This is a genomic window from Flavobacterium sp. HJ-32-4 (assembly GCF_022532105.1).
Taxonomy (GTDB): Bacteria; Bacteroidota; Bacteroidia; order Flavobacteriales; family Flavobacteriaceae; genus Flavobacterium.
Window position 1 is genome coordinate 2,503,525 of record NZ_CP092832.1, and the last position, 15,739, is coordinate 2,519,263.

13 protein-coding genes, 1 tRNA gene and 1 pseudogene are annotated in these 15,739 nt (G+C 52.1%); 8 read left to right on the forward strand and 7 right to left on the reverse strand.

Annotation, left to right across the window (positions count from 1 at the left end; translation table 11 throughout):
- From MKO97_RS10540 to ribB, 3 genes are read left to right on the forward strand one after another with little or no spacing between them, the layout of a single operon-like run.
- Positions 1 to 639, forward strand: coding sequence for an outer membrane lipoprotein carrier protein LolA (locus MKO97_RS10540; RefSeq protein ID WP_241103184.1), 639 nt, complete (start codon positions 1 to 3; stop codon positions 637 to 639).
- 6 nt (positions 640 to 645) lie between these two features.
- Positions 646 to 2,661: an LptF/LptG family permease gene (locus MKO97_RS10545; protein ID WP_319800058.1), complete on the forward strand. Its 2,016-nt coding sequence runs from the start codon at positions 646 to 648 to the stop codon at positions 2,659 to 2,661.
- Positions 2,662 to 2,663: 2 nt separating this feature from the next.
- Positions 2,664 to 3,794, forward strand: a complete 1,131-nt coding sequence (ribB, locus tag MKO97_RS10550) for a 3,4-dihydroxy-2-butanone-4-phosphate synthase (protein ID WP_241103185.1) — start codon at positions 2,664 to 2,666, stop codon at positions 3,792 to 3,794.
- Here ribB and MKO97_RS10555 read toward each other — a convergent pair.
- Complete coding sequence (locus MKO97_RS10555) at positions 3,791 to 5,203, reverse strand: glycoside hydrolase family 125 protein (RefSeq protein ID WP_241105519.1); 1,413 nt, start codon at positions 5,201 to 5,203, stop codon at positions 3,791 to 3,793. The genes ribB and MKO97_RS10555 overlap by 4 nt on opposite strands.
- A gap of 155 nt (positions 5,204 to 5,358) precedes the next feature.
- Between MKO97_RS10555 and MKO97_RS10560 the strand changes: the two genes are divergently transcribed.
- Positions 5,359 to 5,443 (forward strand) — tRNA-Ser (locus MKO97_RS10560).
- A gap of 124 nt (positions 5,444 to 5,567) precedes the next feature.
- Here the strand turns inward: MKO97_RS10560 and MKO97_RS15145 are convergent.
- The 4 genes and pseudogenes from MKO97_RS15145 to MKO97_RS10575 form a co-directional block, all read right to left on the reverse strand.
- Positions 5,568 to 6,218 (reverse strand): annotated as a pseudogene (locus tag MKO97_RS15145) (DUF4386 domain-containing protein); the annotation flags it as partial.
- Positions 6,219 to 6,222: 4 nt separating this feature from the next.
- Positions 6,223 to 6,678, reverse strand: coding sequence for a hypothetical protein (locus tag MKO97_RS10565; protein WP_241103186.1), 456 nt, complete (start codon positions 6,676 to 6,678; stop codon positions 6,223 to 6,225).
- A 79-nt stretch (positions 6,679 to 6,757) separates the two neighbouring features.
- A complete protein-coding gene (locus MKO97_RS10570) occupies positions 6,758 to 7,363 on the reverse strand; it encodes a Crp/Fnr family transcriptional regulator (RefSeq protein WP_241103187.1) in 606 nt (201 codons plus the stop codon).
- 97 nt (positions 7,364 to 7,460) lie between these two features.
- A complete protein-coding gene (locus tag MKO97_RS10575; protein ID WP_241103188.1) occupies positions 7,461 to 7,877 on the reverse strand; it encodes a helix-turn-helix domain-containing protein in 417 nt (138 codons plus the stop codon).
- Positions 7,878 to 7,975: 98 nt separating this feature from the next.
- On the opposite strand from MKO97_RS10575, the gene MKO97_RS10580 reads away from it, so the two are divergent.
- Entirely contained in the window at positions 7,976 to 8,827 is an 852-nt protein-coding gene (locus MKO97_RS10580) for an SDR family oxidoreductase (protein WP_241103189.1), read from the forward strand.
- A 37-nt stretch (positions 8,828 to 8,864) separates the two neighbouring features.
- Here the strand turns inward: MKO97_RS10580 and MKO97_RS10585 are convergent, their stop codons facing one another.
- On the reverse strand, positions 8,865 to 9,677 hold the full coding sequence (locus MKO97_RS10585; protein ID WP_241103190.1) for a LexA family transcriptional regulator: 813 nt from the start codon (positions 9,675 to 9,677) through the stop codon (positions 8,865 to 8,867).
- A gap of 70 nt (positions 9,678 to 9,747) precedes the next feature.
- Here MKO97_RS10585 and MKO97_RS10590 point away from each other — a divergent pair, with 70 nt between their 5' ends.
- From MKO97_RS10590 to MKO97_RS10600, 3 genes are read left to right on the forward strand one after another with little or no spacing between them, the layout of a single operon-like run.
- Positions 9,748 to 10,482 carry an ImuA family protein gene (locus tag MKO97_RS10590; RefSeq protein ID WP_241103191.1) on the forward strand — a complete coding sequence of 245 codons (735 nt, stop codon included), beginning with the start codon at positions 9,748 to 9,750 and terminating at the stop codon, positions 10,480 to 10,482.
- Positions 10,482 to 11,978, forward strand: coding sequence for a DNA polymerase Y family protein (locus tag MKO97_RS10595; RefSeq protein ID WP_241103192.1), 1,497 nt, complete (start codon positions 10,482 to 10,484; stop codon positions 11,976 to 11,978). Before MKO97_RS10590 ends, MKO97_RS10595 begins: the two co-directional genes overlap by 1 nt.
- Positions 11,978 to 15,163 (forward strand): error-prone DNA polymerase, encoded by a 3,186-nt coding sequence (locus MKO97_RS10600; RefSeq protein WP_241103193.1) that lies wholly within the window; start codon positions 11,978 to 11,980, stop codon positions 15,161 to 15,163. Before MKO97_RS10595 ends, MKO97_RS10600 begins: the two co-directional genes overlap by 1 nt.
- A 1-nt stretch (position 15,164) precedes the next feature.
- Here the strand turns inward: MKO97_RS10600 and MKO97_RS10605 are convergent, their stop codons facing one another.
- A complete protein-coding gene (locus MKO97_RS10605; RefSeq protein WP_241103194.1) occupies positions 15,165 to 15,737 on the reverse strand; it encodes a Crp/Fnr family transcriptional regulator in 573 nt (190 codons plus the stop codon).
- Positions 15,738 to 15,739: the final 2 nt, after the last annotated feature.

Consider the following 15,739-nt stretch of genomic DNA (forward strand, 5'->3'; position numbering starts at 1 on the left):
ATGAAAAAATTCCTTCCGTTCTTCGTCTTATTGGTTGCTGTCTTTTCCGCCTCGGCGCAAGACAAGAAAGCAAAAGACCTGCTGGATGAAGTGACGGCCAAAGTAAAATCGTATGACAATATCGTCATCGATTTCAAGTATTCGCTTTCCAATACACGTGAGAACATCAACCAGGAAAGCAAAGGGAATGTGATTCTTAAAGGAAATCTCTACGTACTCAACCTGATGGGTACCACCAAACTCTTCGACGGAAAGAAAATCTATACCATCAATCCGGAAGACGAGGAAATCACGATATCAAAGTTTGACGAAAAAGATGCCAACGCCATCACACCGTCAAAAATGTTGACCTTTTTCAATAGTGGCTATAAATACTATTGGGATATCGAGCAAAACATCAAAGGACGTAAAATACAGTATATCAAGCTGGTTCCGGTTGGAAAAGACCAACGCAAAGAAATCCTTCTCGGGATTGACGTCCAGACCAAAAACATCTACAACCTGATCGAAACCGGTAAAAACGGTACCCGCACGACACTTACCGTTAATTCTTTTAAAACCAACCAGCCATTATCGAAAAATCAGTTTACCTTTGTCGAGAGTAAATATCCCAATTACTACATCAACAAGCTAGACTGACGCTAGGTGAAAATTCTCGACCAGTACATACTGAAGCAGTTCGTAAAAACGTTTCTGTCTGTATTCGTCATCCTCTTTTTCATTTTTATTCTCCAGACCGTTTGGCTGTTCATTGCCGAACTCGCCGGTAAGGATCTCGATTTCTCTACGATTGCCAAATTCCTGCTTTTCGCGATGCCGAACATCGTGCCGTTGGTATTGCCGTTGTCGGTGCTACTGGCGTCCATCATGACGTTCGGGGATCTTTCCGAGAACTACGAGTTTGCGGCCATGAAATCATCGGGTGTGTCGTTGCAACGCGCCATGCGAAGCCTCATCCTGTTCATCCTGGCGCTGGCCGTGTGTGCGTTCATCTTCGCCAACAACATCATTCCGTATTCCCAATACCGCTTCCAGAACATCAAAGCCAATATCGGACGCGAGAAGCCGGCCATGGCGATTGCAGAAGGACAGTTCAACGATGTGGGCAGTTTCAACATCAAGGTCGACAAGAAAACCGGTCCGAACGGAAACAAGCTCGAAGGTGTCACCATCCATAAGAAAAGCATCGGAAGAGGTGCCACGGCGGTCATCAAAGCCAAGACAGGCGATCTTCGCAGCAGTGCCGATTCGAATATCCTCCAACTTGTCCTGCACGATGGCTACCAATATGAGGATGTGTATCCCAACAAAATCAACGAGCAGCGGAAAATGCCGTTCGCGAAAACCGCCTTCCGACAGTACATCATTAATATGGACCTGTCGAAACTCAACGAAAACGACGTCGACAAAGAGCATATTTCCAATGCCAGTGTCATGCTCGACCTTGGGGAATTGCGCTATACGCTCGATTCACTGGATACGGCCTATGACAAAGAGCGTCGTTCGTATGCCGATAACGTCATCGTGCGGACGGGCTATAACACCGTTTCCTCTTTCCCCACCACATCCGATACGACAAAAGTAGCGCCCGTCAAAGGTTCGGCCGCGTCCAAAGATGACCTGCTGGGACCGTATACCAAAGAAGAGCGGGCCCGTATTTTGGATATCGCGAGGGGAAATATCGAGAACACGAGCTTCATCATCGATCGCGCGAAGACCGAGTTTGAAGAGCGCGATAAGAACATCAACACGTATTGGCTTTCGGTGTACGATAAATTCGTCATCGCCTATAGCTGTCTCCTGATGTTTTTCATCGGTGCGCCGTTGGGTGCGATTATCCGAAAAGGCGGACTCGGATTACCTATCGTTTTCGCCATCCTCATTTTCATTACGTTCCACTTCATCAATACGTTTGGCAAGAAAATCGCGCAGGAGAATGGTATTCCTGCTTTTGCCGGCGCCTGGATGTCGTCTTTTGTATTGACGCCACTTGCCCTCTTCCTTACCAAACGGGCCACGGATGACCGGGGAGTGGAATTTGACTTCGATTTCATTACGATTCCTTTCCGGAAGTTGTTTGCCCATAATGCCATACGTCCGAGTTTTCTGGTATCGGATCGCGTCATCAACCTCGATGCCATTGAAACGGTGGAAGATGGTGAATGGGAGGCATTGCAACAATGGGATGATGAAGCGCTTGTGCAGCAGGTATACGACGCAAAACGAAATGGTCTTGCCGAGACAACACGTATCAATACCCTGAAAATACTTGCGTCACGTGGGATTACACAAGCTAGTTTGTACCGCAGTAAACGTCTTTTTGACGAAAAGTATGAGTTATTGCAGGATGATGTCGCCACCTATCGCTTCCGCGCGAAAGTGACACTCATGATCTACCTGATGGCTGTGACGCTAGCCCTCGTTTTCAACAATAACCGTTCGAAGGCCGGACTCGCCATAGCCGCTTTCGTGATGCTGATTTTCTTTTTCGTCACGCTTTATAAAGCACTCAATGACCTGAAAGACGTTGCCAAAGCGCTGAAAACCAAAATCGGTGTGCCGTTTATCATTTGCCTGGTATTGGGATTCCCGTTTTACCCGGTATTCCACCTCCTGAATAGTCGGGCCCTTCGCCTGAAACTTTCTGAACACAACCTGTAGCCATGTCAACACCCATCCGACTTAATACGATTGAAGAAGCCATAGAAGACATCCGCCAGGGTAAAGTCATCATCGTGGTCGACGACGAAGACCGTGAAAACGAAGGCGATTTTCTGGCAGCAGCAGAAAAAGCCACTCCGGAAATGATCAATTTTATGGCGATGCACGGGCGTGGACTCATCTGTGCGCCGCTGACCGAAAAGCGTTGTGCCGAGTTGGAACTCAATTCGATGGTGGCCAATAACACCGACCATATGGAAACTGCGTTCACGGTATCGGTTGACCTGAAAGGCCATGGCGTCACGACCGGGATTTCCGCTTCGGATCGCGCCAAGACTGTCCTCGCCTTAATTGATGAGGAAACCAAACCGTATCATCTGGCACGACCGGGTCACATTTTCCCTTTGATTGCGAAGCAGGGCGGGGTGTTACGCCGTACCGGACATACGGAAGCGGCCATCGATTTTGCCCGTTTGGCCGGATTCAAACCGGCGGGCGTCATCTGCGAGATCATGAACGAAGACGGCACAATGTCGCGTTTACCCCAGTTGATGGAAGTCGCCCGTAAACACGACCTGAAAATCGTGTCGATTGAGGATTTGGTAGCGTATCGCATGCAGCACGACAGCCTGATTGTCAAGAAAGAAGATTTCGATGTGGAAACCCGTTTCGGTACCTTCCGCCTGCGGGCCTACGTGCAGACGACCAATAAAATGGTGCATATTGCCTTGACGAAAGGGTCCTGGAACCAGGGCGACCCAGTGTTGACGCGCATCAACTCCACGCACGTAAACAGTGATATTCTGGGAACGCTCACGAACAATCCCGACCGAAAGCTGGAACATATGTTTCAACGGATCAATGAAGAGGGAAGGGGTGCCATCCTGTTTATCAACCAGGAAGTGCAGCCGGTAGAATTGCTGAACCGCATCATAGAACTGAAATCACTGCAGGAACAAGGCAACCTCCGTGCGCCTGACATCAAGATGGACGTCAAGGATTTTGGTATCGGTGCCCAGATACTGCACGACATCGACATCTGCAAAATCCGTCTCGTATCCAATTCCGAGCAAACGAAACGCGTCGGTATGATTGGCTACGGACTGGAGATCGTGGAGTACGTTTCGTACTAACTCCTCAGTACGAGTGCGGGTTTTTCCTGCGCCAGTTTCCACAATAACTCCCCGAATAACGTATTCGCCCACGCGAACCAGGGTCGCGAAAACTGCTTTGGATTGTCTTTATGGAAGGATTCATGCATAAAGCCCGTATCTGCGTGCGTTGTTTTGAGCGTCTGGAGACACATCCGGATTTCAGCTTCATCCGATGACGTCAGCGCCTGCATGGTAAGGCTTATGGGCCAGATTTGGTTCTCCGGTGTGTGCGGCGCCCCGATTCCCTTACCGTATTTCCCGTCATAATAATACGGATTGGCGTCACTTAGCACCATACGCCGCGTGTTCTGGTAAATCGGGTCATCGGGCGGGCAACTTCCGAAATAGGGCATTGAAAGTAAACTAGGTGCATTGGCGTCATCCATAAATAAATGATTCCCAAAGCCGTCTACCTCGTAGGCATACACCTTCCCGAACCGAGGGTGGTCGACAATGGCGTATTCCCTGAGTGCTTTTTCCACTTCATTGGCTAGTGTACGGGTATCAGCGGCCAGCGTCACATCCGCGAAAGCGTCGGCCATTTCGGCCATTTGCCGCAGGGATACTACGGCAAAAAAGTTGGACGGGACCAAAAACGGAAACACCGTGGCATCGTCCGACGGACGGAACATCGATGCGATGAGTCCGACCGGCTTTATCGGAAAACCATAACCATCCAACGGAGGGGTGTCGATACTGCGCGACGTCACCCGCATAAACTGGTACGGTCCTTTGTTTTCTTTCCGTTGCTGCTCGCGAAACGTCCGTATCACAAGTTGCATGGCTTTTTTCCAGGATGCATCGAAGGGTGTCGTATCCCCCGTATCCTTCCAATAATGATACGCGAGGCGAATCGGGTAGCACAGTGAATCGATTTCCCATTTGCGTTCATGCAGTTCGGGTTTCATGGCGGTGATGTCGTTCGCCCAGTCGCTTCCGGTCGCGCCTTTGTTGAAGGCATTGGCATAGGGATCGATGAGGATACAGTCGGTTTGGCGGTTTATGACGCCGGCCAACAGGCGTTTCAGTTTCGGGTCTTTCTTCGCCAACGGAAGATAGGGAAGGATCTGCGCCGTGCTGTCGCGGAGCCACATCGCGGGGATGTCGCCGGTGATGACAAACGTATCGGGCCGGGTACCGTCGGTAAAATCGACGGTGGTATCGAGTGTGTTGGGAAAGCAATTATAGAACAGCCAGCCCATTTCGGCATCGGCAAAACGGGGACGGAGTGATTGTAGTAGGTTTTCAACTGCGTCGCTCCGGAATTTGCGTTGGGTAACCGGCGTCCGAACTTCCGGAAGGGCAGAGAGGAAGGACGGCAGGTTACGCGCCATGAGTGGTGTCAGCGATGCGAGGGCGGTGGTTTTCAGGAAATCTTTGCGGTTCATGTGGGTGGTGGTCGGTATGTCACCAAGATACGAATTACCGACTAAAAATGCGGCATCCTGATTGCCAGGCACTACGGATTTTTCCAAAAAAAATGTTTGGAAAACCGAAATGCGTTGCTATATTTGCAACCGCATTACGGGAAGCCGTTTTGTTTGGAGGAATGGCAGAGTGGTCGATCGCGGCGGTCTTGAAAACCGTTGACTGTAACAGGTCCGGGGGTTCGAATCCCTCTTCCTCCGCAAGCTTACCAAAAGCAAAAACAAAACCCTTTGAATTTCGGTTCAAAGGGTTTTTTTCATATTCCTGAGTATAGGTAGGTTTAACGCGCCTCTTTTGCTTAATCATTTCTATACCCACCAGCACAAGCCACAAAATCCAAAGCGTACTTCCTACAAAACCGGCGAGTGGAACCTCCCGAAACCCTGGTATAATCGTCGCGAAGAGCTCCGTCTGAGCCAAAACGTAGATGCCAGACGAGACATAACCCAGTCCGATAGTAGCTTTTGAAACGCATTTCAGTTTTGCGAAGGCATACGTGATCATAACGGTCCACGTGATGGTGAAAAGTTGCCCGATGTGTTCTCCCAGAATCACGCCGCCATATTGGTGCACGATCTGAAAGGCGACGATACTTGCCTCTTTCGTTGTTGCATTTCCGGTGACGAAGTTCCGGGCCAACAGCGGCACCACAAACGTCCAACGCAGCAGGCCAATCATCTGAACCAGAAGTCCGACCACACCCAGCGTCGTCGCCCAACGGATAAAGTGAAACGTTCCTTCCAGTTTCTGTCCCAGTAACACACAGGCAATCACAAGAGGTATTCCCAGCATGGCAAAAGCCCACCACGTCAGGATCAACGGGTTTCCGCCTTGGTAAAAAGAGGTCAGGATGACACCCGGATCCTGTCGTAAAATGGCAGGATAGTCAAAGATTAGTGTCAAAAGCGTATAAGGAATCATAACACCCATCGCACCTGCGATCAGTAAAAGACCGAGTTTCCGCTCTGTTTCCATTTTGTCAGAATGAGAAAGAATAGCCGATGCTGGGGGTCGGATTCACTTTAACGTCATGGCCTTTAGCCGCCAGCGCAATGACTCCCAACCGCAGCTGCATACCCTTAAAGGCGTACCACCTGAAACCGGCCTCAAGGGCTACGGCATTGTCATCCTTGTACGATCGCGTCAGGCCCCGTAGGTAGGAGGCACCCGCATAAAATGACGACGGGAGTTGCTGTTTGTCTACCGGCAGAAACCAATACGTCACCCCGGCCTTCAAGAACTCGGTCGTGACACCACTTTCAAAATTAGTAGGATAGTAGCCTGCGTGAACCGACACGTTTCGGTGTTGGTATTCCAGACCGATTGACGGATTTCGGAACGCATTGATACTTAAGGTGTGTTTAGGAAACGTGTCCTGCGAAAAGGCGAAACCAGCTTGTAAAAGCAGGAAAGCCCACATACTTTTTGTTTGCATACGATTGAGTTTTATTACGATACAAAGGTCAATCGATGCAAAAAGGATCTACTGGACAAATGTCCTAAAGTGCTTTACCCTAACTTTTTCTTCTGAGCCGGCTAAGATGCCGTGGGGTGATGCCCAACATAGAAGCGATGTATTGCAACGGCACCTGCTGGAGTAGTTCAGGCTCATCTTTCAACAGTTTCTCGTAGCGCTCGTCGGCAGACAGGGTGATAAGGTCGAATTTGGCTTTGTCGATACAACAGATCTGCCATTCAAGGAGTTTTACGTAAAAATCTTTGAACCCGGTCATTTGATTTTGTAGTGCCTCCACTTCCTTTTTCTCTATGACCCAAAGTGTCGAGGGGGTCAGCGCCCGTATATTCTCTCGCGCCGGGGTGCCGGTCAGGTAGGGTAGCAGTGACGCCACGAAAGTAGAAGGCAGCGAAATATACGTAGTGCGTTCTTCCCCTTTCTCGGATATGGAATAGTATTGGAATTGCCCGGTTTCGACAAATCCCAACTGCGAGGAATTTTTGCCTTCCTCTACAAAATACTGTCCTTTATCAAAAGATCGTTTGGTGAAGCACTGTGCGATTTGTTCGCTGTCAGTTTGGTCGAATCCGACCTGGGAAAAGTAGGCCTTTAGCGTTTCCTGGTCTGAATTCACCTGCTGCTGTGCTTCCGATGTCGTATCCATATCGTCCAAACTGTTTTTGCTGTTACTTCTGATAAATGTAGGGAAACGATCCGGACTTTACAGGATACATGAATAACCCTTCCTACCGTCCGTAGCACTATTTCTTCCCATTCCTATTCCTCATGATTTCGTCACCGTGCAACAGTGCCCAATCCACCAACGGCACCATATGCTGCATCAGGCTTCGTCCGAGTTCGGTAAGATTGTACTCCACCCGCGGCGGTACTTCGGCGTAGACGTGTCGTGATACGAGTCCGCATTCCTCGAGGTTGCGAAGCGTCACGGTCAGCATGCGCTGCGATACATCCCCGATGCGATGTTTCAACTCATTGAACCGCATGGTGCCATAGCCACCAAGGGCGTAAATCGTCAGTAGCGACCATTTATCGCTGACGCGGGCGAGGATATCGCGCACCGGGCAGGCCATATCCCGCGTGGCATTCGCCTCCGCAAAAAAAGATTGAAATTTTTTTTCGCTCGTGAGCGTCGTATTTTCCTGAATAGTTACCTCCATGTGCGTTGGTGCTGTGGTTGTGCCTTCTTGTGACGGCAATAGTTACTATTTAACTTTGAGTTCTCAAAAGTAACTATTGAATTTTAAAAAACGTAAAAATGGAGAAAATTCTTGTGACCGGGGCAACCGGAACGAATGGAAAAGCACTGGTGGCCCAACTTCGGTCACGCCAGGCCGATTTTGTAGTAGGAAGCCGAAATGTAACCCAGGCCCGTGAACTGTTTGGGGACGGAGTAGAGGTGCGTGCCTTCGATTTTGCGGATGCCACCACCTATGACGGGGCATTGGAAGGAGTCGGAAAGGTGTTTGTGCTGGGGCCTCCGCTCGATTTGCAATTATATGAATTGGTAAGCCCTTTTCTCGACCATCTTAAAGAACGGGGTATCGCGCGTGTGGTGTATTTTTCGGCCTTGCAGGCAGATAAAATGGGCAGCCAGCTCGATTTCCACACCAAAATCGAACAGCAACTTAAGGAGGGGTTCTTCGACTATACCATCCTGCAACCGTCGTTCTTCAGCCAGAATTTCCGGAACTATGAGGGAGAGAATATCCTCGAGCGCAACATCGTCTTCATGCCCGCCGGCATGGGGAAAGTTGGTTTTGTGGATGTAGCCGATATTGCCAATGTGGCGGCCGAGGTGTTGCTGTCGGACGGACATTCGCACGCTACCTACTGCCTGACAGGTCCGGAGCTTTTGTCGTATGAGGATGCGGCTCGTTTACTATCGGAGCAGTTAGGAAAGACCATATCCTATCCGAATCCCACGCCGGAAACCTTCAAAGAGGTACTGGCGGCGTCTGGTGCACCGGCTTTTATCGGACAGTATCTTTCGGATGTTTACCAAATCATCGCGCAGCATCATGTCGACTTCCTGACAGACGATGTCTTCCGCGTGACAGGAAAGCAACCCACGTCGTTGCGTGAGGTGATTGCGCGGGATTTTGCGTAAAAGTTCCTGAATAGGAGAGGGGCAGCGAGCAGCGGGTTTACCCACCCAATCCCGCTTTCAACTCCTGCAACTCTCCTTTCATTTCCTGCATCATCCGTACCACCACATCCAAATCCGCCGTACCGTTCGGCAGGTCTTTGCTGTGGAAGCTATGGAACTTCCAGATTTCCACTACCTCTTCCGCCTTCACTTCATACGGAGCATACAACGGGTTCAATGATTCCAGCAGGAAGGTACGCCCGGTAAGGGTCACCTGCTTGAATACCATGTCCTGTTCCCCTTTCAGGATGACGATACAGAGGGTTTTGGGCTTCAACTCATACCAATTGTCGACAAACCGCCCGATCACATCGCTGTTTTCCGGAATCGGCAACATGCTGTCACCCGTCGTCGGAAACATCCGGAACGTACCGCCTTTCGGAAGGTTCGGCAATGCAAATTTCGGCAACGAGGCGATGAACTCCGGATCGTGGTAGCCCGCCGCATACCCCGCCTTTGCCTTCACGGGAACGTATTCCATATTCTCGCGGTTCTGCCGGTCGACCGTAATGGCCAGCACGCGTATCTGCCCGCCTGCTATATATACGTCATTTCCCGCTTCCAGTTCCCTCAGTTTTAGTTCACCGATCCGCGAGAGGTCGACCCGCAGCAGGGTATCGATGCTCATCCGGAAAAAACCAGAGAACCGATAAAGGTCCTCCACCGGAGGATTCGCTGTCTTCCCACTTTCATGCGCTGCCAGTTTCGAGCGGGAAATCGAAAGCTTCGCCGCAAAGTCTTCCTGGCTCATCTTCATTCGGTTACGCAGGAAACGGATGTTACTTCCCCAAAAAAAAATTTGTTCCGCCATTTCTTTTTGTTATTATTGATAACAGCATTTTGTTTCTAATAAGAACAAAAATACGAAAACAATCGAAAGTATGGACGCGGGAGCGGAAAAAACAGCGATCATCCGCAAATGGCAACGACAAGTAGACGCCTGGCAGGGGTTAGGGAAGTCCGCCCTGCGCGATTCGGTACCTACTGTCGGGCCGTTCGAGCGGGCGTTTCCCGACCAGGTCTTTCCGGTGGCGGCATTGCATGAGTTCCAGAGCTTCAGTCCGTCTGATGCAGCTTCCACCCAGGGATTCCTTTCAGCGCTTTGCGGAAAATTCTTGGCGTCGGGTGGCACCTGCCTTTGGATGGGAGGAGGCGGAAAGGTATTCCCGCCCGCGCTCACGTATTTTGGTCTTGACCCTTCCCGTATCGTTTTCATCGATGCGCCACGCACCCGGGATGTATTGTGGGCTGTAGAGGAAGCCCTTAAATGTGATATACTTACGGCTGTCATCGGGGAAGTGTCGGACGTAGGCTTTACCGAATCGCGCCGCCTGCAACTCGCCGTTGAAAAGAGCGGGGTTTGTTGCCTGTTGCACCGCCATCGCCCACGAACTACGGGCAACCTGGCCTGTACCTCCCGGTGGCATATCCGGCCATTGCCCAGTCTGTCGGAGGAAGGTTTGCCCGGAGTCGGACTGCCTTTTTGGGACGTGCAATTGCTGAAAGTGCGCAACGGACGCCCCGGATCCTGGCAGTTGGGCTGGGCAGACGGACAGTTTACGGAGAAGGAACGCCCGCAGGAACACCTCGTTTTTACCCAAAGCTTTACCGGATAATGCCTCGCTATACCGCTATATGGTTCCCTTTTTTGCTTACCGATTACACCGCGCGTAAAAAACCGGAGTACCGGCGACAGGCGTTTGTCATAGCGGCTCCCGAACGCGGCCGGATGGTGGTAAAAGCGGCAAGCCAGGAAGCGATTCGGCTGGGTATCGTTCCCGGAAAGGTGGTGGCCGATTGCCGCGCCCTCTATCCGGAACTGGACGTATTGGAGGCGGAGGCGGGAAAGGAAGTCGTTCTGTTGAAGGCACTCGGGGAGTGGTGTATCGGATATACGCCTTCCGTCGCACTTGACCCGCCGGATGGTTTACTGCTCGACAGCACCGGATGCGCGCATTTATGGGGTGGGGAAGAGGCCTATACCCGTGCCATACAGCAACGTCTGGCGGGCTACGGCTACCAGGTGCGGATCGCGATGGCCGATACCCTCGGAGCAGCCTGGGCCCTGGCGCGTTTCGGTAAGGGAAGGGATGTCGTGGCAACCGGTCGCCAGCGCGAGGCGATCCGTAACCTGCCACCCGCTGCACTCCGATTGGAGCCGGAAGTGACAGAACGGCTAAAGAAATTAGGACTCGACCGCATCCACCGTTTTATCGACATGCCGCGGTCGGTGCTGCGCCGGCGTTTCGGGGCATCGCTGCCGTTGCGATTGGGCCAGGCACTGGGGCACGAACCGGAATTCCTGCAGCCGCTGCAACCCGTCGAACCCTATCAGGAACGGTTGCCCTGTTTGGAGCCTATTTGCACCGCCACCGGTATCGGACTGGCATTAGAGCGTTTACTCGAGCTGTTGTGCCAGCGTTTTGAAAGCGAAGGTGTCGGACTCCGATCCGGTATTTTCAAAGCGTATCGCATCGATGGGGATATACAGCAATTTAGTATAGGTACGGGACATCCGTCGCGGAATCCGGTGCATTTATACCGACTGTTCGCACCCGGCATCGAGAAGCTGGAGCCGGCGCTGGGCTTTGAATTATTTGTGTTGGAAGCGCCCCATACCGAAGAGGTGACGGCCTCCCAGGAAGCACTATGGGAAACGGCCTTCCGCAACGATACCCGGGTGTCGGAGTTGGTAGACCGTATTACGGCCCGCATCGGAAACAAAGGCGTCCGGCGCTACCTGCCGGTTGAACGCCATTGGCCGGAAGCCTCCATACGTCAAACGGCCTCGTTGCAGGAAAAGTCAGCGCTTCCATGGCGCACCGACCTGCCGCGACCGGTATACCTGTTGCCGCAACCCGAAACCATCGAAGCAACGGTTCGGTTACCCGATTATCCGCCCTTACTTTTCCGGTATAAAGGCGAAATCCATACGGTGGCCAAAGCCGACGGACCCGAACGCATCGAACAGGAATGGTGGCTGCAATCGGGTCAATACCGCGATTATTATGTAGTGGAAGATGAAAAGGGAGCGCGTTTCTGGGTATTCCGGTCGGGTCCGTACGACGCGGAAAACCGCCCCAAATGGTACCTACACGGTTTTTTTGCCTGATGGAACGCTATACAGAATTACAGGTCACCACGAACTTCAGCTTCTTACGCGGCGGTTCCCATCCCGAGGAAATGGTAGAGGAAGCCATTCGCCTGGGATATGGTGCTATAGCCATTACCGACCGGAATACATTGGCAGGTGTCGTGCGGGCGCATGTGGCGGCGCTTAAGAGCGATACCGATTTCCGGTTGTTGATCGGTTGCCGCCTGGATCTTGTTGACGGACCGTCGCTGTTGGCCTATCCTACGGATAAAGAGGCGTATGGTCGGTTATCCGGACTCTTATCGGAAGGTAACATCCGGGCCGAGAAGGGGCAGTGCCTCCTGTATAAAAAGGATGTATATGACTATGCGGAAGGCCTGCTATTCATCGTACTGCCACCTCCTGCACTCGACCTACAGTTCCGGTTGCCCGAGGATTTCGTTTCGTCGCTTTCCGAATACCGCGAACGACTGGGGAAAGCGCTGTTTCTGGGAGCGTGTCGTTCCTATACAGCCCACGACGGGAAACGGCTCTTTCGGTTATCGCAGTTGTCGGAGCGATTGGGGGTGCGGATGGTAGCCTTGAACGATGTGCATTACCACCATCCGGAACGCCGGGCGTTGCAGGATGTACTGACCTGTGTGCGGGAAAAGTGTACCATCTACACCGCCGGATTCCGTTTACACCAGAATGCGGAACGGCATCTCAAGGGCGAAGAGGAAATGATCCGGTTGTTTCGGTCGTATCCGGATGCCATCGCGGCTACGCAAGACATCGCGCAGGCTTGCCGGTTTTCCCTGTCGGAATTACAATATGTTTATCCAGAGGAAATCACGTCCGGCGGTCGCACGCCACAGGAAGAACTGGAACGCCTTACCTGGCAGGGCGCAAATGCACGCTTTCCGGATGGCATCCCCAGGAAAATCCGTAAAACACTCCGATACGAACTGGATTTTATGGAGCGGAAGAACTACGCTGCCTATTTCCTGACGGTCTACGATTTCGTCCGCTTCGCACGTGATCGCGGTATTTTGTGCCAGGGAAGAGGGTCGGCTGCCAATTCCGTCGTGTGTTATTGCCTGGGAATCACATCGGTTGACCCCTCCAAGTTCAAGATATTATTTGCCCGTTTTATGTCGGATGCCCGAGACGAGCCGCCTGATATTGATGTGGATTTCGAACACGAACGACGGGAAGAGGTCATACAATACATTTATGAGAAGTACGGACGGCACCGGGCAGCTATCGTGGCCACGGTTACACAGGTACATTATAAAGGTGCCATCCGGGATGTCGCCAAAGCCATGGGGATGTCGACCGATGCCATCAACCGCCTCTCGGCCTCGGTGTGGGAGTTTCGCGATGAACTCGACGGCGAACGGGTCACCTCTGAAGGCTTCCACCTGGATGATCCACACCTGGCGAAAGTACTTGAGTTGACCCGCCAATATGTGGGGTTCCCGCGGCAACTTGGCCAACATACGGGCGGCTTCATCATCACCCAGGGCAAGCTGTCGGATCTGTGTCCGGTGCTCAACGCCCGCATGGAAGGCCGCACCAATATCGAATGGAACAAAGACGATATTGAAGCACTCGGCTTTCTGAAAGTAGATGTGTTGGCGTTGGGGATGTTAACGTGTATCCGTAAGGCATTTGACCTCGCAAAACAGCACTATGGTCTTGACCTTACGCTGGCCAACATCCCACAGGACGATCCGGCGGTGTATGAAATGATCAGCCAGGCCGATACACTCGGCGTCTTCCAGATCGAAAGCCGGGCCCAGATGTCGATGTTGCCCCGATTGCGGCCGCAGTGTTTTTATGATTTGGTAATAGAAGTAGCGATTGTACGCCCCGGGCCGATACAGGGCGACATGGTGCATCCGTACCTGCGACGGCGCGATAAGATAGATACTATTGAGTATCCGTCGAAGGAATTGGAGAGTATACTCGGGCGTACGTTGGGAGTGCCCTTATTCCAGGAGCAGGCCATGGAAATTGCGATCGTGGCTGCCGGATTCACTCCCGCCGAAGCAGACGGGTTACGCCGCAGTATGGCGACCTTCAAGGCGAAGGGAAAGGTGGCGGATTGGGAGAAGAAGCTCGTAACGGGGATGATCCGGAATGGGTATGAGGAAGGATTCGCCCGCCGGGTGTTCCGCCAACTGGAAGGTTTTGGGTCGTATGGTTTCCCGGAAAGCCACGCCGCCAGTTTTGCGTTGCTGGTGTATGTATCCTCCTGGATCAAATGCCATTATCCGGATGTATTTGCCACCGCACTGCTCAACAGTATGCCGATGGGTTTCTACCAGCCCGCCCAGATCATCATCGATGCACGCAAACATGGGGTAGTGGTGCGGCCAGTGGATATAAACCACTCCTATTGGGATTACACCCTCGAGGAACCCTCCGGACGCTACCGCACCATTCGGTTGGGATTCCGGCAGGTGAAGGGATTGTCGGGTGAGGATATGGAGACGTTGGTGCAGGCCCGTCATCGGCCGTTTCGCTCGATTCCGGAATTGCTTGACATCGGGGTGTCGATGGCCGCGTTGGAAAAATTGGCGGATGCAGATGCCTTCCGTTCGATCGGACTCGACCGTCGGCAGGCGTTATGGGAGGTGTCGGCCTTGTCGGATACCCCCATCGGACTCTTTGAAGGACAGCCTTCCTCCAGCACGTTCGAGCCCCAACTGACGCTGCCTTTATTGACGGATGCCGCCCATGTGGTGGAAGACTACGCGACAATGGGCTTGTCGCTGAAAGCCCATCCGGTGTATTTCGCGCGGCCGGAATTGGACCGGCTTCGGGTGACACCGGCAGGTTCCCTTGCGGATTATAAGAACGGGGACCGGATAAAGGTGTGCGGACTCATCACGGTTCGGCAACGACCGGGAACGGCAAAAGGCGTATTGTTCGTGACGATAGAAGATGAAACCGGATTTGCCAATATCGTCGTCTGGGCGAAAGTGTTTGAGAAATACCGCAAATCCATCCTGCAATCACGTTTGCTGTTGGTAGAAGGGAAGTTACAGGTCGAACGTTCGGTCATCCATGTAGTAGCAGATGCGTGTCATAACCTGTCAGGGCTCTTACGGAACATGACCGAAGGCGAAAGCGATGAAAGGTGTTTTCCGATTGCCCGCCCGGATGAGAAAAGCGATTTGGAGAATGTGTTCCACAAAGGGCGCAACTTCCATTAAGTTAGCGTCGGCTTCGGATTTTGCTTAAGAATTCCGGGGAAATTCCCAGATAAGAGGCGATATAATGTTGGGGTACCCTTTGCGGAATACTTGGATAATGCTCAAGGAAATCGCGGTATTTTTCCTCACCATTCTTTGCAATAGTATTGAACAACCGCTGTTGTGTCACCGCCAGATGCCGCTGCATCAGGATACGGAAGGCGCGTTCAAAACGGGGCGCTTTTTCAAAAAGGGTTTCTTTCTTTTCCGGCGCCAGTTCCAGTAACTCGCATTCTTCCAGCGTTTCGATGAACACCTGGCTGGGCTTGGGATCCTCGCTCGTAAAGGAGATATCGCCCACCCATGATTCCTCAACCGCAAACTGCAACGTCACTTCGGTGCCCTGAGCGTCAATACAATATTTCCGGATACACCCACGGATGACAAAGGCTTCGAACGGATTTTCGTCACCGGCCCGCAGCAATACGGTTTTCTTCGGTACTTTTCGATAGAAAAGCGCCGAATGGAAGAGGTCGAGTTCTTCGGCACTAAAAGACACATACCGTGAAATGGCCTTGTCGATTGCTGCAAACATCC